Below are 24,488 nucleotides of genomic sequence, written 5' to 3'. Positions count from 1 at the left end.
CGTGCTCGCGGACGGAATCGACGGTGACTGTGGACTCCCGTCCAGATCAGCACAAAAGCCTCGCTCCGTCGCTGTTCCGCCGCAGACGGGACGGCGACCTGGGTATCACCAGCACCTCGCAACAGTCCGAGACATATTTGCACGCGGTGGCCGTCGGACTCGACAATGCAACGGCTGGCGGCACACGGGGAGACGATGGAACAGGGGGCCGAGCGATGAGCGACCGCGCGACGAACGACGCGACCGCCGACGGCGCCGCGAACTCGACCGGGATCCCGTCGGGCACGTACGCCTACGTCGGGATCGTGGCGTGCTACGCGGCCACGATCGTCCTCGGACTCGTGTTGACCGACGAGGTCGCGGCGATGGGACTGGCTATGTTCGAGGACCCCGGAGACGTCGGCAACGTGGGCGTCTTCGCGGTGATGCTGCTGGTCGCGACGGGCGTCATGGTCGGTGCGTTCCGCTACGGCTACGGCGAGGCGCTCATCCGGGCGTTCCTGCTGGGGTCCGCGAGCACGCTCACCGCTGTCGCGTTCGTCGCGATCACGGGGGTCGGCGAGATCGCCTCCACCGGAAGCGCGCTGATGGGCCTGCCGACGAGTCCCGCCTCCATCGCCGTCGCGGCCGTCACCTTCGTCGTCCTCTGGGTCTACCCGGAGTGGTACGTCAACGACGTCGCGGCGGTGATCTTCGGCGCGGCGGCGATCCCGATGATCGGGCTCGGGTTCGGCCCGCTTCCGGTGGTCGTCCTCCTCGTGGCGTGGGCCGGCTACGACGCCTACGCGGTGTACGTCTCCGGCCACATGCAGGAACTCGCCGGCGGCCTCGGCGACCTCAAGGCGCCCATCGTCTTCGTGGTCCCGCACTCGCTCGAGTTCTCGATGCGCGACCCGGACTTCGACCTCATGGGCGACGGGGACGGCGAGGGCGCCGAGACCGGGGAAGAGGCCGAAAACGGGGAAGAGGCCGAAGTCGATGCAGCGGACACCGAAAGCCCTGCGCGCTCCCAGATCGCCCTGCTCGGGCTCGGTGACGCGATCATCCCCGGAATGCTCGCGGTCAGCGCCGGCGAGTTCCTCGACGCCCCCACCATCGTCCCCGCACTGAACGCCAACGCGCCCGCACTCGGCGCGCTCGTCGGCGGCCTCGTCGGGATGGGCGGCCTCCTCTATCTGGTCCACCGGGTCGAAGGCGCCCACGCCGGCCTCCCGCCGCTGAACGCCGGGGTACTGGGCGGTTACCTGATCGGTGCGGTCGCGGCCGGGATCCCGATCACGTCGGCGCTCGGGCTCTAACGGCACCGAGGGGCCCACGCAACGCGGATAGGTTTCACGCGCGCCGTCGACGTCCAGCGTCGCAACTACGCAGTCGAAAATACGAGAAGTCGACCGAGGAGGCGGCGCTTAGAACGGTGCTTCGGGGCCTTCGTCGTCGTCGCCGCCGATCTCGCCGCCGCGGGACTCGCCGGGCATCGAGGGGCCGGTGTCGGCGCCCATCATGCCTTCGCCGCCGCCCATGCCGCCGCCGGTGCGGGCGTTGACCGTCTCGATCTCGGGGATCTCCTTGGTCATGCGGGTCTTGATGGCCTGGATGGTCATCGGGGAGATGCCGCAGCCGGAACACGCGCCGCCGAGCTGGATGGTGACCGAGCCGTCCTCGCGGTCGATCTCCTCGATCGCCGCGCTGCCGCCGTGCATCTGGATCTGCGGGAAGTTGCGCCGCAGGAAGTTCGAGATGCGCTCTTCGAGGTCGTCGCCGCCCTCGGTTTCGGTGCTCATAGTGTCTCGACGTTAGCGACGACGGGGCTTAGACCTTTGGACTCACGTGTTTGCTGCCCCCGCGTCGCCGCGGTTTCGACCGTCTCAGTCCTGCCAGTCGGGATTCGCACGCGGCGGCGCGAACACGTCGATCCCATCGAGCGGGTCGTCGCCCGTGTTCTCCAGACTGTGCGGTTCGTCGGCCGCGAGGTGGTAGGAATCGCCCGAACTGACGGGGAACTCCTCGCCGTCGACGACGAACACGCCCGACCCGCTGGTGATGTACCCGACCTGCTCGTGTTCGTGGCTGTGCTCCGGGACCACCGCCCCCGGCTCCATGTGGACGTGCTGGACGCTCGTCCGCTCGCCCACCGCCAGCTGTGTGAGGTAGACGCCGTCGACCACTTCGACCGTCTCGTTCGCCGAATGTGCTTCGACCTGCATAGGTGCCTGGTGGACGCGAGCGCACCTAAGCGTGGGTGGTGACTACGGCGGGTCTGTTCGGGAGTTATTAGAGGTCGATCACGAGCGAGAGTGATCGCTGTCGACCGTAGACGCTGAAAGGCCTCGATGCGCTCGCTAACAACTGATTCGACTGCCGCGGACAGCAGGAGATGAAAGCCCTCGGCGCGCTCGCTCGGAGGTGCTACCGCAGGAATCAGTAAGCGATGAAAGCCCTCGGCGCGCTCGCGGTCGCTGTCTCCGAAAATCGGAGATTTTCGGGATGACGAGAGAGCGAAGCTCTCTCGAACCAAGCGACATACCTTCGTTGCACTCGGGTAGTGGTCGCTCAGGCGACTACAATAAACGCGAGCGCGCCTCGCCCTTTCAGTCCACCAGGGCCGCAACCGCACCCGCACCGCCACAGCACTGCAGACGGCCACACGCCTCCCCAGCCGATTCGCTCGCTCCGCTCCCTCATCCCTCGCACGGCTCCGTCGCGCGCATGAAAGCGCGCGACAGCGCGCGCCACCGTAGTCCGGGTGTCCCCTGCTGTAAGCATCCGGCGCCGCAGGCGCCGGTTCACCGCTCGCGCAGAGCGCGAGCGGCCTTTTTCACCCATGTTTTTGCCGGCCGGGTTCCCCGCAGGCGCGCTTCGCGCGCCGAGGAAACTCGGGTGGGGAAAAAGATGGCTAAGCTTGATTTAGTCGGCCTTCGACCCCTCGCACATGAGCGCAGACGACTGCATCTTCTGTCAGATCGTGGCCGGAGAGATACCGAGTCGGACGGTCTACGAGGACGACGACGTGCTGGCGTTCCTCGACGCCAATCCGTTGGCGCCGGGGCACACGCTCGTCATCCCGAAGGACCACCACGAACACGTCCAGGACGTACCGAGCGACCTCGCGGGCGAGGTGTTCGCAGTGATGCACCGGCTCGTCGAGCCGATCGAGTCGGCCGTCGACGCCGACGCGACGACCGTCGCGTTCAACAACGGCGAGGAGGCCGGACAGGAAGTACCGCACGCGCACGGCCACATCATCCCGCGATTCGAGGGCGGCGGCGGCGGACCGATCCACGCGATCTTCGGCGGCGGGCGTCCCGACCTCGACGACGACGAACTCGACGACATCGCGGCCTCGATCGCCGACGGCGTCGACGACTGACGCGTTTTCGACGCTGTCAGTGGGCATTTCTCCGGATCCGCTCGCCCTCCTGTGACGGTCGAATCGACCGCCAGCGGACACGTAGGTTTTTCAACTGGAAGGAGGCAATGGCGGTACATGACCGGAACGCAGGGGAGTGGTGAAGTGTATGCAGTTGTGAGTGGCGTCGGTGGCGCGGGGGCGACGCGGCTCTCGGTGGAGTTCGCGGCGGCGCTGGCACGGGACGGCTACGATGCGGCCGTCGTGGACGCGTCGTTCACGACGCAGGGGCTGGCCGCGTTCGTACCCGAGCGGATCGACCCCGACGTGACGCGCGTCCTCACCGAGGACCGGCCGCTGGCCGAGGCCGAAACGACGCTGTCGCTGGACGTCCCGGGGTCGGTGACCGTCGCGCCGGCGCTGGCCGCCTTCGAGCGGCTGGCGCGGGCCAAGACCAGCGAGTGCGCGCGTCGACTCGCCGAACGGCTGTCGGCGGCGACCGACCGATACGACGCCGTCTTCGTCGACGTGCCGCCGGTGGGCGCGAACCAGGCGGTCGCTGCGGTGACCGCCGCCGACGCCGTCGCGCTGGTCGTGCCCGACACCGAGCGGGGCGTCGAGGCCGTCCCGCGCCACTGCGACCGCCTCGGGGACGTCGACGCCGGCGTGGACGCGATCGTCGCCAACCAAGGGAACCCCGATTCTCCGACCGTCGAGGCGGCCGACGCCGTGATCCCGACGAGCGAAGCGACCGCGCTCTCCGAAGCGCCAACAGCCGTCGAGCCGTCGGCCTTCACCACCGCGCTCGGGGCGGCGGTCGAGTCGCTCACCGGCGTCGACCCCGACCTGCCCGAACCCGACTCCTCGTCGGTGACCGATTATCTGCCCGGTCGCGAATAGAGACACGGCCGATCGTTCGTACTCGACTGGATGCGACGGCCGGTAGCAACTGGACCATCGATACAAAGTCCCGCCGAACATGTGAGATCGTGTTTTAATTGTTCAAGGGATAGCGTTTAGTACGGTGAATATGGCATACGATACGACAGAATGGTTTGCGTTCGTCTACGATATAGTGGTAGATCGGTACGATCGCCAATAGATTATCGACAGACGGTGATCGATCGATGAGCGACTGGGTGCCGACGACGTGCATGCGATGTGCGGTGGGCTGTGGCCACCTCCAGCGCGGCGCGGACATCGGCAACGGCATCGACGTCGTCCGCGGCGACGCCGCCCACCCGGTCAATCAGGGGCTGGCCTGCCAGCGCGGCGTCAGGGAGACCGCCGACCCGGACGGGGAGTGGCTGACCCGGCCGATGGTCCGCCGCGGAGGCGAACTCGTCTCGACCACTTGGGACGTGGCGCTGTCGGAGGCGCTCGGGGCCTTCCAGGGGGCGCTCGACGGGGACGGCGAGGTAGCGGTCCTCGGGAGCGGCCAGCAGACCAACGAGGCCGCCTACGCGCTGGGGAAACTTGCCCGCGGCGGGTTTGGAACCCGGTACTACGACGCGAACACGACGCTGTGCATGGCCAGCGCGGTCACGGCCTACTACCAGGCGTTCGGCAGCGACGCGCCGCCCTGTAGCTACGACGACATCCCCGAGGCCGAGGCGCACGTCGTCTGGGGGGCGAACCCGGCGGCCGCTCACCCGGTGATGTTTCGGTGGATCCGCCAGGCCGCCGGCGAGGGCGGCGTCGAACTGCTCGCCGTCGACCCCGTGGAAACCGAGACGGCGGAACACGCCGACGCACACGTCGCGCCCGAACCCGGGCAAGACCTCGCGCTCGCACGGGCCGTCCTCGCGCGCATCGTCGAGACCGACCGGGTCGACGAGGCGTTCGTCGCCGAGGCGACCGAGGGGTTCGAGGAGCTCCGGGCGACCCTGCCTGACAGCGACGCGGCGGCCGAGCGCGCCGGTGTTTCGGCCGAAGACGTCGAGCGACTCGCCGACGCGTTCGAGCGCGACGCCCTCTGCTACTGGGGGATGGGCGTCAACCAGCACGTCCAGGGCACCGACATCGCGCGGGCGCTCATCGACCTCTGTCTCGCGACGGGGAACCTCCGGCCGGGGAGCGGCCCGTTCTCGCTGACGGGGCAGGCCAACTCGATGGGCACTCGCGTCTGCTCCTGCAAGGGCACGTGGCCGGGGCACCGCCCGTTTCAGGACCCTGACGAGCGCGAGACCGTCGCCGAGGAGTGGGGGATCCCGGTCGAACGTCTGCCGCCGGATCCCGGTCCGGGACCGGTCGGCATCGCCGACGGACTCGGGGACGAGATCGACGTGGCCTACACGGTCGCGACGAACCCGGTCGCGGGGATGCCCGACGCGAGCGTCGCCAAAGAGAACCTCGAAGACGTCTTCCTCGTCGCACAGGACGCTTTCCGGACGGAGACGACCGATCTCGCGGACGTGGTGCTGCCGGCCGCGACGTGGGGCGAATCCGAAGGGACCGCGATGAACATGGAGCGGACCGTCTCGCGGGTGCGAGCGGCGACGGAGGCGCCCAGCGGCGTCTGGACCGACCTGCGGATCGTCTCCACCATCGGCGCGCGCCTGTTCCCGGAGCTGTTCGACGATTCGGATCCCGACCCCGAGACCCTCTTCGACGAGTTCGCGGGCATGACGGCGGGCACCGTCGCCGACATGTCGGGGATCACCTACGACCGACTGGAAGACCTGAAGGCGCTCCGCTGGCCGGCGCCCGACGCGGAGACCGACGCCGGCTATCGCTACTACGACGGCGACGACGGCAACCGCGGGTACGTCCCGCGCGATGGCGACAACGGAGTCGAATCGGAGCCGGACACCGGCGAGGAGTCGTGGTCGTTCCCGACCGCGAGCGGGCGCGCCGGCTTCTCGACCGGGCGACAGGAGGAACTCCCCGAACCCGTCGACGAGGACTACCCGCTGACGCTGACGACCGCCCGCGAGTCGGAGGCCTACAACACGGGCGTCCGCTCGCGCGACGTGGACGACCTCGATCCGGTCGTCGCGCGGGTCAACCCCGAGACCGTCGCCGACAGCGAGGCGATCAGGGACGGCGAGGTAGTGGTCGAGTCCCGCCGCGACGCGGTCCGCGCGTCCGTCGATCCGGACCCCGCCGTCCCGGACGGACTCGTCTGGCTTCCGATCCACCACCCCGCGACGAACCGGCTGACCGTCGATGCGCTGGACCCCCAGTCGAAGGAACCGAACTTCAAGCAGTGCGCCGTCCGGCTGGTCGCGCCCGCCGACGAGTCGGTCGTCACCGCCGACGCGCCGGTGCGCGCCGACGATTGATTCTCGATCCGAGATTCACCTGTTTCGACTCGCTGAGTCGTCTGCCCGTCCGTTTTCCCGTCGTTCCGGGCGATCAGTGCTGTCCGTGAGACGGCGATGCCGGCCCGCGTCCGGCGCGCGCCGCTTGCCTTCAGTATCTGCCCAGCGAGCCTCGGACCGACCGCTCGAAGTCGACAACTGTCAGGTTTACCGTCCACTGATTCGACGAATTACATCCTTATATCTACAGTATCCGTCCTAATATCGTCCGTCCGTCCAACGGCAGCGATTTAATCTTTACAAATTGAACAACTAGCGTTATATGTTTGGCCAGTCCAGCATATACCCGTAGAAAGGTGGACGTTCGAAATGAGATCGAGTGAAATACTGAACGGACAGACGGAAATAGTGATTGATTATGGTTCGGCGATCTGTCGGCCAGGAAAATCGGCAACCGTCGATGGAGTGTCGGGCGCGACGGCTACGGCACCCGCAACCGGGGAGGTGGGAGACGCGTGGGACTGATCAGGATGACCAAGTGGCGGACGCTCGTGCTCGCCACGGTCGGGTTCAACTTCTCGTTCCTGATCTGGTTCTCGTTCGCCCCGTTCACGGGGCCGATGGCCGAGGAGTTCGGCCTCTCGCTGGCCGAGATCGGGATCCTCGCGAGCGCGGCCATCTGGCTGGCCCCGTTCGGTCGGATCTTGACGGGCTGGCTCTCGGACAAGTTCGGCGCGCCGGCCGTCTTCGCCATCGTGCTGACGTACGTCGGCGTGTTCTCGATCGCGAGCGCGTTCGCCCAGAGTTACGCCGTGTTCTTCGTCGAGCGGCTCATCGTCGCGACGGCCGGGATCACGTTCGTCATCGGCATCCAGCACGTCTCCGAGTGGTTCGAGGAGGAACAGCTGGGGACGGCCGAGGGCATCTACGCGGGCATCGGCAACGCCGGCGCCGCGGGAGGCGCGCTCATCCTGCCCCGCGTGTTCGGGTCGAACTGGAGCGGACCGCTGTTCGACACCAACTGGCGGGCCGCGTTCTTCTACACGGGCGTCGTTTCCATCCTGCTGGCCGTCGTCTATTACGCGCTCGGCGAGGCCGCCAAGAGCGAGGAGAAGCGCCAGGCCACCGCCGACAACGCCAGCTTCAAGGGGTGGTTCTACACCGCCACCCGCTACGGGACGGTCGTCCTCGCGCTCGCGTACGTGATGACCTTCGGCCTCGAACTGTCGATGAACGGCTGGCTCGCGACCTACTACCGCGAGGGCTTCGACACGGACAACCTCGTGCTCGCCTCGACGTTCGCGGCGACGTTCTCCGTCGCGGCTGGCCTGCTGCGGCCCATCGGCGGCTACGTCAGCGACCTGCTCGCCCGCAAGGAGAAGAACATCATCCCGCTGTTCGAGGGGCGCTACCGCGAGCAGTGGACGTTCGTGACGCTGTCGTTCGTCGTCCTGTCGATGTTCGGCATGACCCTCGCGGGCCTCTCGGGACGGGTACTGGTCGCCGTCGGCGCGGGTTTCGTGGTCGGGATGGCCTGCGCGTTCGCCGAGGGCTCGATCTTCGCGCAGGTGCCGGCGATGTTCCCCAACAGCTCCGGCGCCGTCGCGGGCGTCGTCGGCGGCGTCGGCACGGTCGGCGGGATCGTCTACCCGCTGGTCTACTCGGCGCCGTTCCTGGCGAACCTGCACCTCGGCTACTCCATCGTCGCCGCCTCGATGATCCCGATCGTCCTGCTGGCGGCGTGGGTGTTCCAGCCCCACATCGCCGAGATCGCGACCGAGAGCGGGTTCGTCAACGCCAGCCCGAACGCCGAGTCGCGAGTCCCGGGGGACGACTGAGATGCGGTCGGCGCTCCTGCTGAGCGAGATCGGAAATGCGGACCCGGAGACAGTAGATTCGCCGCTCGGACGAGTGGGCGCCGCCGTCGAGCCGGTCGTCGACGAGGTCGTCGTCGCCTGTCGCAACGACCACCGGGAGGCAGTCGAGGAGGCGCTGGAGGATATCGATCACCGGCTCGCGGTCGATCCGGTCGCCGACGACGGCCCGGTGGCGTCCATCCGGACCGGCGTCCGCGTGGCGAGCGGCGACGCGGTCGCGGTCGTCGCCGGCGACGTGCCGACGGTCGACGCGCCGCTGCTCGAGGACCTCTTCGAGGCGTGCGACCCCGCTGCGGTCCCCCAGAGCGACCGCCGACTGCACCCGCTCCACGCGGTCTACGACGCAGACGCCGCCCGCGTCGCCTGCGACCACACCCTCGCCTCGGGGTCCGGACGGCTCTACGACGTGCTCTCGCGGCTCGATCCGGTCGTGATCGACGCGCAAGCGCCCGACGTCGACGCCTACCCGCTGGCCCGCGGCTCGCGCGCGGACCTCGCGCCGGCCACCGACCGACTCGGCCCCTGACCGACCGGCGACGGCCGCTCCCGGACCCCACCCAAATGCGTTTAAGGTGTTTGTATTTCGACCGATCGTCCGGATTTCCGAGAGGTATTCGAATTTTGTAAACGATTACGCTTATGTTCGTCGCAGTTAGCTAGTTGAAACGTAAAACGGAAGACGTTCGTTCGAGTATCTGCCGAAATTTCGAACAAACACAAACGGAGGACGATCCAATGCCACACAAGAAGGAAGCCTGGAAAGACGAACTGTACGGCGACAAGGTACGCGAGAAACTCGAGGAGTTCGCGGAGCAGGGCTGGGAGTCGATCCCGGAAGACGAGCGCGAGGAGTGGTTCGCTCGCTTCAAGTTCTGGGGCGTGTTCCACCACCGCAGCGGTCAGGAGAGCTACTTCATGATGCGGCTGACCAACTGCGGTGGCGTGCTCGAACCGGGCCAGTTGCGCGCCATCGGCGAGGTTGCACGCGACTACGCCAGAGGCCCCGTCGAGAACCCCGAGTTCGGCAACGGCTGGGTCGACTTCACGACGCGGCAGTCCATCCAGCTCCACTGGCTCAAACTGGAGGACGTCCCCGAGATCTGGGAGAAGCTGGAGGCCGTCGGCGTCTCCTCGCGGTCTGCGGGCGGGGACACGATGCGCAACATCTCCGGCTGCCCCGTCGCCGGCAAGGCCGAGGAGTACGTCGAGAGCCGCGAACTGCTCGACGAGATCCAGGCCGACATCCGCGACGACGACGACCTGGCCAACATGCCCCGGAAGTTCAACATCTCGGTGACGGGGTGCAAGCAGGGCTGTGCCCAGGACTCGCTCAACGACATCGGGCTCGAACCCGCGCGCAAGCTGATCGATGGCGAGGAAGTCAGGGGCTTCAACGTTCGCGTCGGCGGGGGTCTCGGCGGCCGGGAGCCGCGCGAGGCGCGCCCGCTTGACATCTTCGTTACGCGCGAGCAGGCCAAGGAAACCGTCCGGGCGTTCGTCGAGCTCTACCACGAGGAGGGCAACCGCGAGAACCGCTCGAAGAACCGCGCGCGCTTCTTCGTCGACGAGCGGGGCACCGACGAGATCCGTGAGGCCATGGACGAGCGCCTCGACTTCGAACTCGAACGCGCGGGGACGGACCTCCGCGGCGAGTACACGTACAACGCGGGGAAGTCCGCCGACCGCGGCGCCCACGACCACGTCGGCGTCTACGACCAGAAAGACGACAGGAACTACGTCGGCCTGTCGGTCCCGGTCGGGCGCATGCCCGCCGAGGACGCCATCGAACTCGCCGACCTGGCCGACGCCTACGGCTCCGGCGAGGTCCGCCTCTCCCGGCGACAGAACCCCCTCGTGATGGACGTGCCGGACGGCCAGCTCGCCAACCTGCTCAACGAGGACTTGCTCGACACCTACCAGCCCGAACCCAACCCGTTCGTGCAGGGCGCGATGGCCTGTACGGGCACGGAGTTCTGCTCCATCGCGCTGACCGAAACGAAGACGCGGATGGCGCGCATGCTGCAGTGGCTCGGCGAGAACGTGGACCTGCCCGACGACGTCGACCGCATCAAGATGCACTACTCTGGGTGTACGGCCGACTGCGGGCAGGCGATGACCGCCGACATCGGCATGCAGGGCATGCGCGCCCGGAAGGACGGCGAGATGGTCGAGGCGATGGACGTCGGCGTCGGCGGCGGCGTCGGCGAGGACCCGTCGTTCATCGAGTGGGTGCGCCAGCGCGTCCCCGCCGACGAGGTGCCCGGGATGATCGCCAACCTCGTCGAGGCCTACGCCGCGCTGCGCGAGGAGGGCCAGACCTTCCGCGAGTGGGTCGACGCCACCGGCCACGAGACCATCGTCGAACTCGCCGAACCCGAAGAGGTCGAGGGCTACGAGGACCCCTGTCTCACCGACGCCAAGCAGTCGTGGTACCCCTTCGCCGACGGCGAGAGCCCCGCGCCCACCGACGCCGAGGGCCAACCGCTCTCGGCGGACGACTGACCATGCGGCCCGACTGCGAGTCCACCGGGCACGGCGGCGACGCCGCACCCGAGGCGGCCTTCGACGTGGCACCGGAACTGTTCGGCGCGACCGCGACATCCGATGAGCGACGCCGGATCGCGGACGATACCGCGCGGTAAGCCCCGGGATCCGCATCTACGCTCTGCTCCGTTCTCCCTGCTGTAGCTCGGGACGCCTGTTCGAGTTCTATTCCCGTTCGCCCGCTAGCGGGACGTCATTCGGAAAACCGCGAAATTCGCAGGAGTGGTTCGACCGCCGTGCCGGCCCGGAAGATCCGATCTCAGTCCGCGTGCGAAGCGTAGCCGCCGGAGTCGTTCGACGACTGGGTGTCGGTCTGGGCGGCGCGGGCAGCGGCACCGTTTGTGGGGTTGTACTGGTGCGGCGAGCGCATGAGCGCGATGAGCGACCACATCGTCCCGGCGCAGATGGAACCGACGGCGGACATCGTCATCCCGAGCGTGAAGAACGTCGTGCCGTAGACGAGGCCGATGCACGCGGAGGGAAGCGCCGTCCCCAGCGGAACGCGGGCGCTCGCGTCGCGCAGCGTCGGCATGAGGACACACAGCGAGAAGACGCTGCCGCAGAGGAACACGAGGTCCTGCCAGATCATTTTCCGTCACCGTTCGAGTCGTTGGGCGTCTGCGTTGTCATCGACCTACCGTAGGATATGGCGGGGTTAAAAGTCTTACTCGGATCAGAGTAAACAATTAGTTACAGTTCGAAGCGGTACCACACGTTGCGGCAATAAGTCGCACGATCAGGCCCCTTGACGGGCAGTACAGCGCCTCTCGAAGCCCGAAGGCGCGTCTTACCGCGAACCGGGAGCCCCTTACCGCGGGCGTTCGAACGTCGAGGCAATGGCAGTCGTCACGGACGGAGGCGTCGACCTCTACTACGAGGCGAAAGGGGATCCGAACCCGCCCGAGGACGCCGAGCGAGAAGCCGATACGGTCGTATTCGTCAACCCGGCGGGCTACGGCGCGTGGGTGTGGGGCTGGCAACACGCGGCGCTGGTCGAGGGCTTCGAGACGGTCGTCTGGGACCTCCGGGGGACCGGGCGGTCGGGCACGCCCGAGGGCCCCTACAGCGTCGAGACGCTGACCGACGACCTCGAAGCGGTCCTCGCCGACCACGGCGTCAGCGACGTCCACGTCGTCGGCGCGGGACTCGGCGGGATGGTCGCGCTGGCGTACGCCGACCGCTACGGTCGCGCCGCGACGCTGACGCTGTTCGGTACCGCGGCGAGCGGTGACCGCGTCGACGCCGACGCGCTCGACTCGCTGTTCGCTCCGCGGGACGATCCGAACGCGCTCCGCGCGTCGCTGCGGAACGCCTTCGCCGCGAACGTCGACGCCTACGAGGACGTGGCGGACGAAATCGTCGGCTGGCGCCGCGAGGAAGACGCCGACCGCGTCGGGTTCGAGGCGCAGGCCGCGGCGATGCGCGAGTTCGATCGCTCGGACTCGCTCTACGAGGTCACGACGCCAGCGCGGGTCTACCACGGCGTCGACGACGCGGTAGTTCCCACGGAGGCGGGTCGAGACCTGGCCGACGACCTTCCCCGGGGGGAGTTCACGGCCGTCGAAGGTGGCCACCTCTGCTTTATCGAGGAGAGCGCGGCCGTCAACGACGCGCTCCTCGGGGACTTCGACGGCTGACCGTCGTTCACCATCCCAGTAGTCTGTGACTCTCCCGGTAGTTTTACCCGCGTGATACGCCTCTATGGAGGCATGTCAGGCGAGGATTCGGGTCACGGTCGGGACGGGCCGGACGACGACGGCGCCGACGACAGCTGGGTCAGCGACAGCGTGGACGATACCAGTCTCGAAGGCGAATCGGCCGACGGTGGCCGCGCGGGCGCTGGGAAGAAGGGGCCCGACGAGAAGTTCTGCGCCGAGTGCGGCGCGATCATCAACGAGAAGGCGGAGATCTGTCCGGAGTGCGGCGTCCGTCAGCCGGGCACGGGGTCCGACGAGGATCAGCGGCTCATCGCCGCGCTGCTCGCCATCTTCCTCGGCGGGTTCGGTGCGCACAAGTTCTACCTCGGCGACACCAGAACCGGGATCATCTACCTCTGTTTCTTCTGGACGATGATCCCCGGCCTCATCGGGGTCGTCGAGGGGCTGATCTACCTCTCGAAGAGCGACGAGGAGTTTCGCCGCCAGTACCTCGACGACTGAGCCGGCGAGTCGTCGACGCGCTCGCCGCCGGTCCGAACTCCGCGCCGGGCTCGCGCGCACCAGACGGTACCTCCTATCGCATCACGAGCCCGACGAGTACCACCGCTGTCACTCGCTCTCGCCGGGGGAACGGACGGTCCACCTCTGCGCACGCTGTAGCGGCGTCTACCCGGGCATCCTCGTGGGGGTCGTGCTCGTCCTGACCGTGACAGGTCGGGCTGCGTGGCCCTGGTTGGTCGCCGTCGGACCGGCGCCCGCGCTGGTCGACTGGGCGGCGACGACGTTCACGGATCGCCCGGGTTCGAACGCGGTCCGGACGGCGACCGGCGCGCTGCTCGGACTCGGCTACGGGATCGCTGTCCCGTGGCTGCTGACCGAGCGGCCGCTGTGGCTCTTCGGCGTCGCCGCGGTCTACGGGGGGGCCGCCGCAACGCTGCTCGCACGCACACGGCGTCGCGAAGAGGACAGTGACGACACCGACGGTAACGGTCAAGCACACAGTTCACACGGCCCGTAGTACTGCCACGGTGGACAGCCTTTTACTCGCCGAGCGCACAGGTACCTGACGATGACACGGCCGCGCATCGCCCTGTTGAACGCAGCCCACGAGGCCGAGGGCAACCGGCGGAACTTCCGCCGGGAGCTGGCCGCCGACCTGACGGAGTTTCACCTCCCGGCCGGCGACATCCCGGAGACGTACGACTTCGACGGCGTCGTCGTCACCGGCTCTCGCGCCTCCGTGTACTGGGACGAGGAGTGGATCGACCCAACGAAGGAATGGGTCGAAGCGGCGATCGACCGCGGACTCCCCTGTCTGGGCGTGTGTTACGGCCACCAGTTGCTCGCGGACGTGCTCGGCGGTACCGTCGAGTCGATGGGCGAGTACGAGATCGGCTACCGCACAGTCGAGCGGGCCGGCGACTCCCGACTGCTCGCGGGCCTCGACGAGGAGTTCACCGTCTTCACGACGCACTCGGACGCCGTCGTCGAACTGCCGCCGGGTGCCGAGCGGCTCGCGACCAACGAGTACGGCGTCCACGGCTTCCGCAAGGACCGCGTCTTCGGCGTCCAGTTCCATCCCGAGTACGACGTGCAGACCGCCGAAGAGGTCACGAAAGGCAAGGACCTCCCCGAGGAACGCATCCGGTCAGTCCTCGACGGGATCACCCCCGAGAACTTCGACGCCGCCTGCGAGGCCAAGCAGGTCTTCGACAACTTCGTCGACTTCGTCGGCGAGGTCGACGTCCACGGCGCCAACGCCGCGAGCATCGACGACGCCGCCGGCGACGACGCCGTCGCGGCCGACGACTGACCGACCAGCTGTTCGGTCGGGCCCGACCAGTATAACCACCGACATTTTTCACGCGACCGGACGACCGATCCGGCGGGCTCCGAACCGATGACTGACGACACGGACGAACTGGCGGAGTTGCGGGGAGAGATAGACAGACTCGACGGTGCCATCGCCGACCTGGTCGCCGAGCGCGTCGAGACCGCCGAGGCGGTGGCGGAGGTGAAAGCCGACGCGGGCCGCGACCTCGTCGACGAGGGCCGCGAGGAGACGGTCAAATCCCACCACGAGTCGCTGTTCGAGGAGCGCGGCCTCGACGGGACGGCGGGCCGTGACCTCGCCGAGTTGCTGATCGAGACGTCGCTCGAACACGAGCGGTCCACTGTGGCCGCCGAGTCGGGCGGTCGCGAGTAACCTGGTCGTCAGGGGCGGCGCCCGCTTCCGCAGCGCCGACGAGGTTTTTCACGGCTGGCCCCCAAGATCCGGCATGCTCGACTACGTGGACCTGGGGGCGGACCTGACCGACGAGGAGCGGCTCATCCGGGACACGGCGCGGGAGTTCGTCGACGAGGAAGTCCGCCCGGGCATCGGCGACCACTTCGAGGCCGGCACGTTCCCCGAAGAGTTGATCCCGGAGATGGGCGATCTGGGATTCTACGCACCCAACCTCGACCACGAGTCGACCGCGAACGTCGGCGAGCGCGCCTACGGCCTGCTGTTGCAGGAACTCGAGGCCGGCGACTCGGGCGTCCGGTCGATGGCCTCGGTCCAGGGCGCGCTGGTCATGTACCCCATCCACGCGTTCGGGTCGGAGGCCCAGAAGGAACGCTGGCTCCCCGACCTCGCCGACGGGTCCGCGGTCGGCTGTTTCGGCCTCACGGAACCCGACCACGGGTCGAACCCGAGCGCGATGGATACCCGCGCCGAGCGGACCGACGACGGCGAGGGCTACGTCCTGAACGGGTCGAAGACGTGGATCACGAACGCTCCCATCGCCGACGTGGCGCTCGTGTGGGCGAAGGACTGCTCTGCGGACGGAAATCCGGTCCGCGGGTTCCTCGTCGAGACGGACCGCGACGGGATCGAGACGAACCACATCGACGGGAAACTCTCGATGCGCGCGTCGGTCACCGGCGGTATCTCCCTCTCGGATTGTGTGGTTCCGGAGGAGAACGTCCTCCCGGATGTCTCGGGGATGAAGGGGCCGCTGTCGTGTCTCACGCAGGCCCGCTACGGCATCGCGTGGGGTGCGGTCGGCGCCGCGCGGGACTGCTTCGAGGCGGCTCGCGAGTACGCGCTCGACCGCGACCAGTTCGGCGGGCCCATCGCACAGTTCCAGCTCCAGCAGGAGAAGCTCGCCGAGATGGCGACGAAGATCACGACCGCGCAGTTGCTGGCCCACCGGCTCGCCGACCTGAAGGAACGGGGCGACCTGCGGCCCCAGCAGGTGTCGATGGCCAAGCGCAACAACGTCCGGACCGCTCGCGAGGTCGCCCGGACCGCCCGCGAGATGCTCGGCGGCAACGGCATCACGACCGACTACCCGCCGATGCGCCACCTCGCGAACATGGAGACGGTCTACACCTACGAGGGGACCGACGACATCCACACGCTGATCCTCGGGGAGGACCTGACCGGCATCGCAGCCTTCGAGTGATCGGCTGGCAGGAGTCGGTGGGATGACGGTCAGTGACCGGCATCCCAGCCTTCGAGTGATCGGTTTGCAGGAGTCGGTGGGATGACGGTCAGTGGCGGTCCTTGCCCCGCTCTTCCCCCTGAACTTATGGGGGAACCCCGCGACCACTCGGCGATGGCAAACGGGTTCGTCGGGGCGATGGCGGTGCTGGTCTACTTCGGGTTCGCGCTCGCGTCCCCGGTCGTCGCGTTCGTCGCGTGGGTACTTTCGAAGCGTCGCGAGTCGTTCGGGATGGCCGTCGGCACCGTCGCGGCCGCATCGGTCGGGCTCCTCGCGGCCATCGCGACCGCTCTCGCGCTGTTCGTCGACGTCAGTGCTGGCCTCGTGTTCGCGCTTGTGGCCGCCGCGGCGGCGCTCGTGCTGGCGGCGTTCCCGCTGCTCATCGGACGGCAACTGCTCGACCGGTGGACGGTGCTCGACGCCGACGAGACGCTGGAGTACGCGACGCTGGGGTGGCCCGTGGCGATGGTCCTCAGCGCCGTGCTCTTCGTCGCCCCGGGCGGGTTCGCCCGCTACAACGTCCTCTTCCTCTCGGGAGCCGCCGCGGCCCTCGCGTGGCTGACGCTCGCGCTCGTCGTCACCCTCGGCCCCGCGGTCGCGGGACTCGGCTTCTACCACGTCGTCGAACGGTACGCCTGATGGAGCGGCGATTGGCTCGATAATCGACCGCGACCAGTCGGCAGAACGCTTTTGCCGGAGCCGCGGCCATCAGTGATCGTCTTCTCCCCGGCCGGAGCCGTGGCACTCTCCGGCCGGTCGCCGCCCGTCACGCGGCGAGATCCATGACACAGGACGTCCACCGCGCGCTCGCCGCTCACTTCGAGCGCCACGAGATCCGCGAACAGATCCACGACGTGCCTCCCCACGCCGTCTACGAGGTCCGCGTCGACGGCCGCCGGGCCGTCTGCAAAGTCGCCCGCGGGCCGACGGCCGACCCCGAGACTGAAGCAGGTGTCGTCGACCACGTCGACCGCCGCACCGACCTGCCGGTCCCGAGCGTGCTCGCCTCCGGCGACGGCTACTTCGTCGCCTCGTGGCTCGACGGGCTCCCGGCCGAAGATGCAGTCCCCGAACCAGCGGGGATCGACGCCGCCTACGCCGGGGCACTGGGAAGCGCACTCGCTAGTCTGCACGAGGCGACGGGTGGAACGTTCGTTCGGCCCGGATTCCCTCGCGCCGACGATGCCGACGGCGGCGACGATGGCGGCTGGCTGGCAGTCGACGCCCGCGACCGCTGGGTCGAGGTCGTCAGAGACCATCTCGATGCCGTCGCAGCCCACCTCGACGGAACCGAGTGGGCCGATCCCGTCCACGAAGTGCAAGCGCTGGTCGAAGACCGGCCCGACCTGTTCGCCGGCGCCGGCGCGCCCGTCCTCTGTCACGGGAACGTCCTTCCCGACCACGTCGGATTCGTGACCGACGAGGACGGCGACCCCGTCGATCTCGCGGCGCTGATCGACTTCGAGCACGCGCTCGTTGCGCCCGGCGAGTACGATGTCTGGCGGACGGCGATACCGGTCTTCGGGCGGCCGGACGCCGCCGCGCCGCGGCCGCACTTTTCGGCGTTCCGCGCCGGCTACGAATCGGTCCGGCCGCTCCCCGACGGGTTCAAGCGGCGGCGCGCGGGCTATCGGCTCCTGAACCTCGCGTCGTACTTCGTCGCGCTCGACGTGCAGAACGAGGGGATCGGTCCCGACGAGCGTCCCCGGGCGAACGGGATGGCGGCGGCGATCTCCGAGACGGTCGATTCGATACGTGGCCGGCGCCCGTAGTGCGACGGTCAGCGCCGATCGCGCGGCGGCCGACGGAAATTGTCGCTCGCTTCTCGACTCAGGTGAACCGCCCGGTCTCGGCGCCGCAGTCGGTACAGCGCGTGACGAGCGCCTCGCGGTCGTCGGCCATCTCCACCGTGTTCTCGGTGCGGCCGCCGCAGTCGGGGCACTCCCGGAGCATCTCGGTTCGGCTCGCCTCGCGGGGCGCACCCATCGCCAGGGCGACGCAGCGGTCGCCACCGTCGTTGCGGCCGCGCTGCCACTCGCCGGGGGCGAAGCTGACGGCCTCGCCGGCCGAGACCGCTACCTCGCCGTCTTCGGTCTCGAACGTGGCGGTCCCGTCGACGACGTAGAACACCTCCTCCTGTTCGGGGTGGCGGTGATAGCCGAACGCGAAGCTGTCGCCGGGTTCCAGTTCGTAGTAGTTGAGGGCCAGTTCCTCGGTCCCGAGGGCGGTCGAGAGCGCGCGCTTGTCGGCGGCCGGTCCCATCCGCCGCTCGCAGTCGTCGCGGGAGACGCGTTTCATGCGTGGAGGTAGCGTCGCGAGTCGGTAAAGTCTCGCGGGGACAGCGGGCGGACCGACCGGGAGGTCACTCGGCGCGGTCGATGTCCAGGTCTTCCTCGATCCCGTCGAGCCAGTCCGAGTCCGCGATCTCTTCCATCTGCTCGCGGAAGTGCGTCTTGCAGACCCCGACCTTGACGCCGTCTTTCTCGACCGCGATCTCGGCCTCGCGGTCGCAGTAGTGACACTGCATACCCGGGCTTGGACCCGAGGGGCATTGAACCCTGCGACACCGGATGCCGCGCGTCAGACGCCGCGACGCAGAGTGTCGTGCCTACGAGGGAAAAGATGGATGCCGGGAATTAATCGGCGATGCCGAACGCCGACGCGACCCGCTCGTACTCCGCCGTGGAGAGCCCGGCTTCGCCGACCGAGCGGTCGTGAGCGTCGCTCCCGCCGGTGACCAGACAGTCGTGGCGTTCGGCGACCTCCCGGACGTCGGCCTCGTCGAGGGCGCCGGTCGATCCCGTGTGGCCGCGGCTCCCGTACGGGTAGACGACTTCGAGAGCGTCGAGTTCCGACGCCAGTTCGAGCGCCGCTTCGGGGGCAGGGTAGCGCAGGGGATGGGCGAGGCCGACGAACTCGCAGGCCTCGCTCAGCAGGTCCCGGCCGCGCTCGAACGAGGGGACGTCCCGGGCGACGTAGCAGGGGTCGTCGTCGCCGATGAGCCCGTCGAAGACGGCCTCGACCGCGTCGTAGTCGGCGTCGCTGTCGACGACGGCCCGGGCGATGTCGGGGCGGCCCAGCCCCGGTCCGGGGTCGATCCCCAGATCGACGCCGAGGCGGTCCTCGACGCACTCGACGATGGCGCGGCCGCGCTCGACGCGGTCGCGCTGGAGGCGGTCGATCTCGTCGATGAGCGCGTCCGTGGCCTGGGCGCCGTAGCCGAGCAGGTCGACACGCTGGTCGCCGGCGTCGACGCGGAGTTCGATCCCGTGGATCAGCGTGACGCCGTCGCGGTCGACGACCGGGGCGTCGAGGTCGGGGTGGAGGCGGTCGTGGTCGGTGATCGCGACGGCGTCGAGACCGGCGTCTCGCGCCGCGGGCACGACTTCGTCGCACCGAAACGTTCCGTCTGAGTTCGTCGTGTGAACGTGGAGATCCGCGGCGACCATACGCCCGCATGTCACCGAGGCGGCAAGCCGGTTGCGATCCGCGCAGCCGTTGCCGCGGAGTCGTCGAGAACCGACTACTTGTCGAGGAAGTCGGGGCGCTCGGTCGCGTCGATCTCGTCGGGGTTCGGCTTCTCGATGCCGCCGAACTTGTCGACCGCCTCCGGGAGGCCGTCGCGGCCGCCGGTCGGGACCTCATCCTCGTCGACGGTGACGACCTCGCCCTCGACGAGTTCGTCCCACACGGCCTCCTCGTCGGCGTCGCCGGCGGGCGCGGCCTCGCGGCCCTCGTTTTTCCCCTCGCGGAAGGCCAGCTCGACCATGCTCTTGGCGTAGGCCGTGTCCAGCTCGGCGTGGACGGCCTCGAACTCCTCGCGGTTGTACTCCCCGAGGGATTCGGCGACCCCCAGCGCGTAGGCGCGCTCGGTCGCCTCGTCCTGGTCGAGGGCCGACCACGACGTCCCGTACTTCTCGTCGTACAGTCCCATGGGTCAGGCCTCGACTTTCCTGTCCGGCATCACCCGCAGTCCCTTATCGGAGAAGTCGATGGCGCGGATGTCGCAGTCGATGGCGGTGCCGCGCATCTTGATCACCTGCACCCCGCGGGTCATCCCGCCGGATTCGAGGTAGTTGTGGAAGAAGATGACCCCGTGAGCGAGGTAGTGCTCGTCGGCGTACGAGGAGGGGTCGGTCATCTCGGAGATGAGGACGACCGTCGTCTCGGTCTGTTTCAGCGCCGAGAGAAAGCCCGTGATCTCGTCGGAGACGTCGTTGAAGAAGTGCTGGAGGAGCATCGTCGAGTCGATCACGGCGCGGTCGATGTCCTGCTGTTCGAGGAAGGCCACGATGCGGTTCGTCAGCCCACCCTCGGTGCCGAACTGGGTGATGGTCCGCTTGCCGCTTTCGGTCATCAGGTTGAGAAACTGGATCTTCCCGGAGGCCATCACCTGGTCGAAGCCGAACTCGTAGCCCGACATGTCCTGCATGAGTTCCTCTTTGGTCTCGTGCATCGTCACGTAGAGGCAGTTCTCCCCCGCCTTGGCGCCCTGCGTGATGAACTGCGAGGAGAAGGTCGTCTTCCCACTGCCCGGCGGACCACTCACCACGTAGAGTCTGTCTTTCAGGAGGCCGCCCTGGACGATCTCGTCGAACCCAGGGACGCCGCTTGAGACGCGCATACAGTCGAATGCCCGTTCCGGCTATAGACCTTTACCCCCTATTTTTCACGGCTGATAATCGTTCCATTATTCCGGTCCACCGGAATCGGGGTCGCGGGACGGGAGCTCAGCGCAGTTGTGCGAGGCACTCCCGGCAGTACGTAAAGGATTGCTCGTCGGCGTTGGTCGTCCCGCAGCGCGGGCAGTGGACGCCGTCAGCTTCCTCGTCGCTCCCGTCCCCGTCTCCGTCCTCCCCGACCGGACGGGTCGGATCGCCGACCGAGCGACCGCGGTCACCCGCCTGCGGCGGCGAGGCCTCGTTCGACTCCAGGGAAACGCCCCCCAGCGTCTGGTCGTCCGAGAAGTACCGCACCAGCAGTAGCTGGAAGAGGGTGAACCCGACGAGGTAGACGAGTATCCAACCCCAGGGTTCCATACCGTGTTATACGTTGCCACGGCACTTGGGTGTTTGGCCGGCGGGGTCCGGCCGCCGGCGCACGTCCGACCGCCACGTTTTTGCGCGGCGATCGTATCACTCCGGCATAATGGGATCCCCGCACACGTCGCGCCGACGCTTCCTCCGCGCAGGCGGCGGCCTCGCCGCCTCAGTCGGGGTCGCCGGCTGCATCGTCTCGACGGAACCGTACACGGAAACTGTCGAGCAGACGTTCGACCCTGACGACGCCGAAGCGCTGGCCGTCCGGACCGACTCCGGCGACGTGACTCTCACGGCCGGCGACGGCGACGCCGTCACGGGGACGATCCACAAGGAGTCCCGTGCCGGCGAGGACGCCCTCGCGAACGTGACCGTCGAGGGCCGCGTCGAGGACGGCACCCTGGTCGTCTCCCCGCAGCGCGAGAATCGACAGGGGAGCGTCACGGTCTCACTCGACCTCGCCGTCCCCGGGGACCTGCCCGTGGTCGAAGCCGTCTCGGAGAACGGCGACGTGAGCGCCGACGGCGTCGCCGGCGACGGGACCTACCGGTCGAAAAACGGCGACGTGAACGTCGACGACGTCGACGGGTTCGTCACCGTCGAGTCGACGAACGGCGACCTGTCCGCGAGCGCGATCGGCGGCCTCGACGGGGCGCGGACGTCCAACGGTGACGTGACCGTCGACGTGCCCGCGCTCCGCGGCGACACGACTTGCCGGTCCCAGAACGGCGACGTGACCGCCGCCGTCTCCGGCGACCTGCGGGCGGCCGTCCTCCTGCAGACGAGCAACGGCGACGCCGAGACGTCGGGCGTCCCGCTGACGGTCTCGGAGTCGACCGAACGCCGGATCGAAGGCCGTCTCGACGGAAGCAGCGGCGACGGCCACGGAACCGCGACGGACAGCGGATCCCACGGGACCGAAAGCGACTCTCACGGAACAGAGAGCGACTCCCACGAAACAGACAGTGGCTCGCACGGAACCGACGAAGGGGACGCCACAGAGGGTGGAAGCGGGAGTGACGGCGAAACCGCAGAACACACGCTCGAACTCCGCTCGACAAACGGGGACGTGACGCTGCTCAGGTTAGGCGAGTAGAACGGGAACCCGCCGACGGGCGCTCACTGCCCCGGGGGCTGGCGGTCGCGGCCGAACTCGTCGAAGACGTTGAGCGACTTGGGCAGCTCGTAGTCGAGTTTGCGCTCCTCGCGGCGGTCGACGTTGGCGTCCTCCAGGTCGTCGGCGACGGGCTCCCAGCCGTCCTTGATGGCGATGGACCTGGCTGGCGTCCCCGCGGCGATGTGGTGGGCGGGGACGTCCGTCCCGGCGATGGACTTGGCGGCGAGGACGGAGTTCTCGCCCAGACGGACGCCCGCGCGGACCATCGAATCGTAGGTGACCCGCACGTCGTCCTCGATGATCGTGTGGTAGTTGTCGACGGCGGTCTGGTCGTTGACGTCGTGGTCGTGGCTGTAGACGTGGGCGTCGTCGGAGATGGAGACGCGGTCGCCGATGGTCAGCATGCCGCGGTCGTCGAGGTGGACGTCGTCGTGGATGACGACGTTGTCGCCGACGGAGATGTTGTGGCCGTAGGTGAACGTGATGCCCTTGAAGAAACGGCAGTTCTCCCCGACCTCGGCGAAGAGGTGGTCGGCGAGCATCCGGCGAAAGCGGAGCGCGAACTCGACGTTGTCGGCCATCGGCGTGGCGTCGAACTGGCGCCAGAGCCACTGGAGGTACTTCGTGTGCTCGAACTCGCCGTCGTCCATGGCTTCGACTTCGGCGTAGTACTCGCTCTCCAGCGTGACGTTGCAGGGGTCGTAGCCCTGAAGCCGCACCCGTTCGGCTGCCGATACCGACTCGCCGGACTGCCAGCGCTCGTAGGCCTCGCGGTCGCCGAACAGGTCGACGAGCACGTCCTCGACCACGTCGCAGGTGTCCTCGTCGCCGCGGAGGCGCTCGTCGACCTCCTCGATGAACGCGTGGATGCCTTCCTCGCCGCCCGGAGGGAGCGAGACGTGGCGTTTTGTCATACCCGTCGATCGGCCCCGCCGACAATAGGGGTTTCTGTACCGGCCATCCGCCGTCCGCGGCGCCGATCGGTCGCGCCTGCGGCACCGGTCGGCCGCGACCGCGACGCCCACCGGCGGGAACCCCGGCATCGCTCGACGGCGTCCACGAGGCTTAAGCCCCGTACGGTCGACCGATAGACGATGGCCGAGTCTCGCGCACTGCGCGACCTCTTCTGGAACGACGACGAGGACCGACTGCGCGCGCTCTGGCGGCTCGGGCTCGCGACGCTACTCCTGCTCGTCGGCGGGATCGGGGGGGCCGTCGCCGGAGCCGTGCTGGCGGCGCTGGCGCCGGGCACGGCGCCACCGCTCGTCACCGCGTTCGTGTCAGTCATCGCCCGCACGCTCCAGACCGTGGGGTTCGTCGGCGGGATCGTCGTCGCCGCGTGGCTGATCGACCGCCGCCGGCTCGTGGATTTCGGACTCGATCGCTCCCGCGCGTGGTGGGCGGACCTGTCGTTCGGTCTCGCGCTCGGCGTCGCGCTCGCGGCGCTGGTGTTCGCGATCGAGCTGGGGGCCGGCTTCCTGCGGGTGACCGACACCACTGCCATCCGGCCCGAGTCCCCTTTCGCCATCGGCTCAAGCGTCCCGGTCGCGGTCGCGCTGGCGCTCACCTTCGTCTTCTTCGTCGGCGTCGCCCTCTTCGAGGAGTTGCTCTTCCGCGGCTACCTGCTGGCGAACGCCGCCGAGGGCCTCGACGGCTGGTTCGGGATCGGTCGCAGGGGTGCGCTCGCGGGCGCAGTGGTCCTCTCCAGCCTCGCGTTCGCGGCCGGTCACGGGAGCAACCCCGGCGTGACCCCGTTAGCGATCCCGAATATCGCACTGTTCGGCGGCCTGCTCGCCGCGAGCGTCCTCCTGACCGATCGGATCGCCGTCGCCCTCGGCTTCCACGTCACGTGGAACTTCTCGATCGCCTCCGTGTTCGGCTTCCCCGTCAGCGGGTTCACGACGCCCGTGACCGTCCTCGTCGTCGAGCAGTCCGGCCCGTCGCTCGTGACCGGCGGGGGGTTCGGCCCCGAGGGCGGTCTCGTCGCGCTCGTCGCGTTCGTCGCCGGCGTCGCCGCGCTGGCGTGGTGGGTACGACTTCGTGAGGGCGCGCTCCGGTGGTCAGCCGCCGTCACGCGGCCGACCCTCCGCCGTGGCACCGGAGGGAACGAGGACAGCGGAGACGGTGACGACCCCGCGGGGGAGTAGGGTCGTCCG

General features: G+C 68.5%; 27 protein-coding genes and 1 pseudogene. 18 read left to right on the top strand and 10 right to left on the bottom strand.

All coding sequences use genetic code 11. From position 1 onward, the window contains the following. The first annotated feature begins 215 nt into the window (after positions 1-215). Positions 216-1,298 (top strand): presenilin family intramembrane aspartyl protease PSH, encoded by a 1,083-nt coding sequence (locus AB2U09_RS12505; RefSeq protein ID WP_459193055.1) that lies wholly within the window; start codon positions 216-218, stop codon positions 1,296-1,298. A gap of 108 nt (positions 1,299-1,406) precedes the next feature. On the opposite strand, the gene AB2U09_RS12500 is transcribed toward AB2U09_RS12505, so the two are convergent. Then, the gene (locus AB2U09_RS12500) at positions 1,407-1,781 is read right to left on the bottom strand and encodes a NifU family protein (RefSeq protein WP_459193054.1); all 375 of its coding nucleotides are present in this window, start codon (positions 1,779-1,781) and stop codon (positions 1,407-1,409) included. An 84-nt stretch (positions 1,782-1,865) separates the two neighbouring features. Beyond that, on the bottom strand, positions 1,866-2,204 hold the full coding sequence (locus AB2U09_RS12495) for a cupin domain-containing protein (protein WP_459193053.1): 339 nt from the start codon (positions 2,202-2,204) through the stop codon (positions 1,866-1,868). A 725-nt stretch (positions 2,205-2,929) separates the two neighbouring features. Here AB2U09_RS12495 and AB2U09_RS12490 point away from each other — a divergent pair. The 7 genes from AB2U09_RS12490 to AB2U09_RS12460 all read left to right on the top strand — a co-directional run bounded on the left by AB2U09_RS12490 (position 2,930) and on the right by AB2U09_RS12460 (position 11,128). Then, on the top strand, positions 2,930-3,367 hold the full coding sequence (locus AB2U09_RS12490; RefSeq protein WP_459193052.1) for an HIT family protein: 438 nt from the start codon (positions 2,930-2,932) through the stop codon (positions 3,365-3,367). Positions 3,368-3,484: 117 nt separating this feature from the next. After that, positions 3,485-4,246, top strand: coding sequence for a ParA family protein (locus AB2U09_RS12485; protein ID WP_459193051.1), 762 nt, complete (start codon positions 3,485-3,487; stop codon positions 4,244-4,246). Between the two features lie 227 nt (positions 4,247-4,473). Further along, complete coding sequence (gene nasA, locus AB2U09_RS12480) at positions 4,474-6,630, top strand: assimilatory nitrate reductase NasA (protein ID WP_459193050.1); 2,157 nt, start codon at positions 4,474-4,476, stop codon at positions 6,628-6,630. A gap of 509 nt (positions 6,631-7,139) precedes the next feature. Continuing rightward, entirely contained in the window at positions 7,140-8,447 is a 1,308-nt protein-coding gene (locus tag AB2U09_RS12475; RefSeq protein ID WP_459193276.1) for an MFS transporter, read from the top strand. A gap of 1 nt (position 8,448) precedes the next feature. After that, positions 8,449-9,012: a molybdenum cofactor guanylyltransferase gene (gene mobA, locus AB2U09_RS12470; RefSeq protein ID WP_459193049.1), complete on the top strand. Its 564-nt coding sequence runs from the start codon at positions 8,449-8,451 to the stop codon at positions 9,010-9,012. A gap of 209 nt (positions 9,013-9,221) precedes the next feature. Next, positions 9,222-10,988 carry a nitrite/sulfite reductase gene (locus AB2U09_RS12465; RefSeq protein ID WP_459193048.1) on the top strand — a complete coding sequence of 589 codons (1,767 nt, stop codon included), beginning with the start codon at positions 9,222-9,224 and terminating at the stop codon, positions 10,986-10,988. A gap of 2 nt (positions 10,989-10,990) precedes the next feature. Further along, on the top strand, positions 10,991-11,128 hold the full coding sequence (locus AB2U09_RS12460; protein WP_459193047.1) for a hypothetical protein: 138 nt from the start codon (positions 10,991-10,993) through the stop codon (positions 11,126-11,128). A 161-nt stretch (positions 11,129-11,289) separates the two neighbouring features. On the opposite strand, the gene AB2U09_RS12455 is transcribed toward AB2U09_RS12460, so the two are convergent. Beyond that, entirely contained in the window at positions 11,290-11,619 is a 330-nt protein-coding gene (locus AB2U09_RS12455) for a hypothetical protein (protein ID WP_459193046.1), read from the bottom strand. Between the two features lie 247 nt (positions 11,620-11,866). Here AB2U09_RS12455 and AB2U09_RS12450 point away from each other — a divergent pair, with 247 nt between their 5' ends. The 8 genes and pseudogenes from AB2U09_RS12450 (at position 11,867) to AB2U09_RS12415 (ending at position 17,948) form a co-directional block, all read left to right on the top strand. After that, on the top strand, positions 11,867-12,667 hold the full coding sequence (locus AB2U09_RS12450) for an alpha/beta fold hydrolase (protein ID WP_459193045.1): 801 nt from the start codon (positions 11,867-11,869) through the stop codon (positions 12,665-12,667). A 72-nt stretch (positions 12,668-12,739) separates the two neighbouring features. Continuing rightward, positions 12,740-13,189 carry a TM2 domain-containing protein gene (locus tag AB2U09_RS12445; RefSeq protein ID WP_459193044.1) on the top strand — a complete coding sequence of 150 codons (450 nt, stop codon included), beginning with the start codon at positions 12,740-12,742 and terminating at the stop codon, positions 13,187-13,189. Between the two features lie 118 nt (positions 13,190-13,307). Continuing rightward, positions 13,308-13,706, top strand: a pseudogene (locus AB2U09_RS12440) (DUF2085 domain-containing protein); the annotation flags it as partial. 51 nt (positions 13,707-13,757) lie between these two features. Beyond that, a complete protein-coding gene (locus AB2U09_RS12435) occupies positions 13,758-14,501 on the top strand; it encodes a type 1 glutamine amidotransferase (RefSeq protein ID WP_459193043.1) in 744 nt (247 codons plus the stop codon). A gap of 87 nt (positions 14,502-14,588) precedes the next feature. After that, positions 14,589-14,894 carry a chorismate mutase gene (locus AB2U09_RS12430; RefSeq protein ID WP_459193042.1) on the top strand — a complete coding sequence of 102 codons (306 nt, stop codon included), beginning with the start codon at positions 14,589-14,591 and terminating at the stop codon, positions 14,892-14,894. 73 nt (positions 14,895-14,967) lie between these two features. Then, positions 14,968-16,137: an acyl-CoA dehydrogenase family protein gene (locus AB2U09_RS12425; protein WP_459193041.1), complete on the top strand. Its 1,170-nt coding sequence runs from the start codon at positions 14,968-14,970 to the stop codon at positions 16,135-16,137. A 153-nt stretch (positions 16,138-16,290) separates the two neighbouring features. After that, positions 16,291-16,815: a hypothetical protein gene (locus AB2U09_RS12420; protein ID WP_459193040.1), complete on the top strand. Its 525-nt coding sequence runs from the start codon at positions 16,291-16,293 to the stop codon at positions 16,813-16,815. Between the two features lie 143 nt (positions 16,816-16,958). Beyond that, entirely contained in the window at positions 16,959-17,948 is a 990-nt protein-coding gene (locus AB2U09_RS12415; protein WP_459193039.1) for a phosphotransferase, read from the top strand. Positions 17,949-18,006: 58 nt separating this feature from the next. Here AB2U09_RS12415 and AB2U09_RS12410 read toward each other — a convergent pair whose 3' ends face one another. The 6 genes from AB2U09_RS12410 to AB2U09_RS12385 form a co-directional block, all read right to left on the bottom strand. Beyond that, complete coding sequence (locus AB2U09_RS12410) at positions 18,007-18,474, bottom strand: cupin domain-containing protein (protein ID WP_459193038.1); 468 nt, start codon at positions 18,472-18,474, stop codon at positions 18,007-18,009. Positions 18,475-18,538: 64 nt separating this feature from the next. After that, the gene (locus AB2U09_RS12405; protein ID WP_006882760.1) at positions 18,539-18,703 is read right to left on the bottom strand and encodes a DUF6757 family protein; all 165 of its coding nucleotides are present in this window, start codon (positions 18,701-18,703) and stop codon (positions 18,539-18,541) included. A 109-nt stretch (positions 18,704-18,812) separates the two neighbouring features. Beyond that, positions 18,813-19,625: a PHP domain-containing protein gene (locus tag AB2U09_RS12400; protein WP_459193037.1), complete on the bottom strand. Its 813-nt coding sequence runs from the start codon at positions 19,623-19,625 to the stop codon at positions 18,813-18,815. 74 nt (positions 19,626-19,699) lie between these two features. Beyond that, entirely contained in the window at positions 19,700-20,110 is a 411-nt protein-coding gene (locus tag AB2U09_RS12395; protein WP_459193036.1) for a DUF8057 family protein, read from the bottom strand. Between the two features lie 3 nt (positions 20,111-20,113). Next, positions 20,114-20,800: an RAD55 family ATPase gene (locus AB2U09_RS12390; protein ID WP_459193035.1), complete on the bottom strand. Its 687-nt coding sequence runs from the start codon at positions 20,798-20,800 to the stop codon at positions 20,114-20,116. Between the two features lie 106 nt (positions 20,801-20,906). Then, on the bottom strand, positions 20,907-21,215 hold the full coding sequence (locus tag AB2U09_RS12385; RefSeq protein ID WP_459193034.1) for a DUF7577 domain-containing protein: 309 nt from the start codon (positions 21,213-21,215) through the stop codon (positions 20,907-20,909). A 109-nt stretch (positions 21,216-21,324) separates the two neighbouring features. Between AB2U09_RS12385 and AB2U09_RS12380 the strand changes: the two genes are divergently transcribed. Then, on the top strand, positions 21,325-22,311 hold the full coding sequence (locus tag AB2U09_RS12380) for a DUF4097 family beta strand repeat-containing protein (protein WP_459193033.1): 987 nt from the start codon (positions 21,325-21,327) through the stop codon (positions 22,309-22,311). Positions 22,312-22,334: 23 nt separating this feature from the next. Here AB2U09_RS12380 and AB2U09_RS12375 read toward each other — a convergent pair whose 3' ends face one another. Next, positions 22,335-23,246 (bottom strand): acyltransferase, encoded by a 912-nt coding sequence (locus AB2U09_RS12375; protein WP_459193032.1) that lies wholly within the window; start codon positions 23,244-23,246, stop codon positions 22,335-22,337. Between the two features lie 180 nt (positions 23,247-23,426). On the opposite strand from AB2U09_RS12375, the gene AB2U09_RS12370 reads away from it, so the two are divergent. Further along, complete coding sequence (locus AB2U09_RS12370) at positions 23,427-24,479, top strand: CPBP family intramembrane glutamic endopeptidase (RefSeq protein WP_459193031.1); 1,053 nt, start codon at positions 23,427-23,429, stop codon at positions 24,477-24,479. The last annotated feature ends 9 nt before the right edge of the window (positions 24,480-24,488 follow it).

Source organism: Halosimplex yunnanense, assembly GCF_054504345.1.
Note: the sequence above shows the minus strand (reverse complement) of the source record. Positions and strands in the feature narration are given on the sequence as shown.

What these genes read in the sequence shown, in the direction of transcription:
- AB2U09_RS12505 (WP_459193055.1), top strand. Translation starts at nt 216, where the DNA reads ATGAGCGACCGCGCGACGAACGACGCGACCGCCGACGGCGCCGCGAAC.
- AB2U09_RS12500 (WP_459193054.1), bottom strand. Translation starts at nt 1,781, where the DNA reads ATGAGCACCGAAACCGAGGGCGGCGACGACCTCGAAGAGCGCATCTCG.
- AB2U09_RS12495 (WP_459193053.1), bottom strand. Translation starts at nt 2,204, where the DNA reads ATGCAGGTCGAAGCACATTCGGCGAACGAGACGGTCGAAGTGGTCGAC.
- AB2U09_RS12490 (WP_459193052.1), top strand. Translation starts at nt 2,930, where the DNA reads ATGAGCGCAGACGACTGCATCTTCTGTCAGATCGTGGCCGGAGAGATA.
- AB2U09_RS12485 (WP_459193051.1), top strand. Translation starts at nt 3,485, where the DNA reads ATGACCGGAACGCAGGGGAGTGGTGAAGTGTATGCAGTTGTGAGTGGC.
- nasA (WP_459193050.1), top strand. Translation starts at nt 4,474, where the DNA reads ATGAGCGACTGGGTGCCGACGACGTGCATGCGATGTGCGGTGGGCTGT.
- AB2U09_RS12475 (WP_459193276.1), top strand. Translation starts at nt 7,140, where the DNA reads ATGACCAAGTGGCGGACGCTCGTGCTCGCCACGGTCGGGTTCAACTTC.
- mobA (WP_459193049.1), top strand. Translation starts at nt 8,449, where the DNA reads ATGCGGTCGGCGCTCCTGCTGAGCGAGATCGGAAATGCGGACCCGGAG.
- AB2U09_RS12465 (WP_459193048.1), top strand. Translation starts at nt 9,222, where the DNA reads ATGCCACACAAGAAGGAAGCCTGGAAAGACGAACTGTACGGCGACAAG.
- AB2U09_RS12460 (WP_459193047.1), top strand. Translation starts at nt 10,991, where the DNA reads ATGCGGCCCGACTGCGAGTCCACCGGGCACGGCGGCGACGCCGCACCC.
- AB2U09_RS12455 (WP_459193046.1), bottom strand. Translation starts at nt 11,619, where the DNA reads ATGATCTGGCAGGACCTCGTGTTCCTCTGCGGCAGCGTCTTCTCGCTG.
- AB2U09_RS12450 (WP_459193045.1), top strand. Translation starts at nt 11,867, where the DNA reads ATGGCAGTCGTCACGGACGGAGGCGTCGACCTCTACTACGAGGCGAAA.
- AB2U09_RS12445 (WP_459193044.1), top strand. Translation starts at nt 12,740, where the DNA reads ATGTCAGGCGAGGATTCGGGTCACGGTCGGGACGGGCCGGACGACGAC.
- AB2U09_RS12435 (WP_459193043.1), top strand. Translation starts at nt 13,758, where the DNA reads ATGACACGGCCGCGCATCGCCCTGTTGAACGCAGCCCACGAGGCCGAG.
- AB2U09_RS12430 (WP_459193042.1), top strand. Translation starts at nt 14,589, where the DNA reads ATGACTGACGACACGGACGAACTGGCGGAGTTGCGGGGAGAGATAGAC.
- AB2U09_RS12425 (WP_459193041.1), top strand. Translation starts at nt 14,968, where the DNA reads ATGCTCGACTACGTGGACCTGGGGGCGGACCTGACCGACGAGGAGCGG.
- AB2U09_RS12420 (WP_459193040.1), top strand. Translation starts at nt 16,291, where the DNA reads ATGGCAAACGGGTTCGTCGGGGCGATGGCGGTGCTGGTCTACTTCGGG.
- AB2U09_RS12415 (WP_459193039.1), top strand. Translation starts at nt 16,959, where the DNA reads ATGACACAGGACGTCCACCGCGCGCTCGCCGCTCACTTCGAGCGCCAC.
- AB2U09_RS12410 (WP_459193038.1), bottom strand. Translation starts at nt 18,474, where the DNA reads ATGAAACGCGTCTCCCGCGACGACTGCGAGCGGCGGATGGGACCGGCC.
- AB2U09_RS12405 (WP_006882760.1), bottom strand. Translation starts at nt 18,703, where the DNA reads ATGCAGTGTCACTACTGCGACCGCGAGGCCGAGATCGCGGTCGAGAAA.
- AB2U09_RS12400 (WP_459193037.1), bottom strand. Translation starts at nt 19,625, where the DNA reads ATGGTCGCCGCGGATCTCCACGTTCACACGACGAACTCAGACGGAACG.
- AB2U09_RS12395 (WP_459193036.1), bottom strand. Translation starts at nt 20,110, where the DNA reads ATGGGACTGTACGACGAGAAGTACGGGACGTCGTGGTCGGCCCTCGAC.
- AB2U09_RS12390 (WP_459193035.1), bottom strand. Translation starts at nt 20,800, where the DNA reads ATGCGCGTCTCAAGCGGCGTCCCTGGGTTCGACGAGATCGTCCAGGGC.
- AB2U09_RS12385 (WP_459193034.1), bottom strand. Translation starts at nt 21,215, where the DNA reads ATGGAACCCTGGGGTTGGATACTCGTCTACCTCGTCGGGTTCACCCTC.
- AB2U09_RS12380 (WP_459193033.1), top strand. Translation starts at nt 21,325, where the DNA reads ATGGGATCCCCGCACACGTCGCGCCGACGCTTCCTCCGCGCAGGCGGC.
- AB2U09_RS12375 (WP_459193032.1), bottom strand. Translation starts at nt 23,246, where the DNA reads ATGACAAAACGCCACGTCTCGCTCCCTCCGGGCGGCGAGGAAGGCATC.
- AB2U09_RS12370 (WP_459193031.1), top strand. Translation starts at nt 23,427, where the DNA reads ATGGCCGAGTCTCGCGCACTGCGCGACCTCTTCTGGAACGACGACGAG.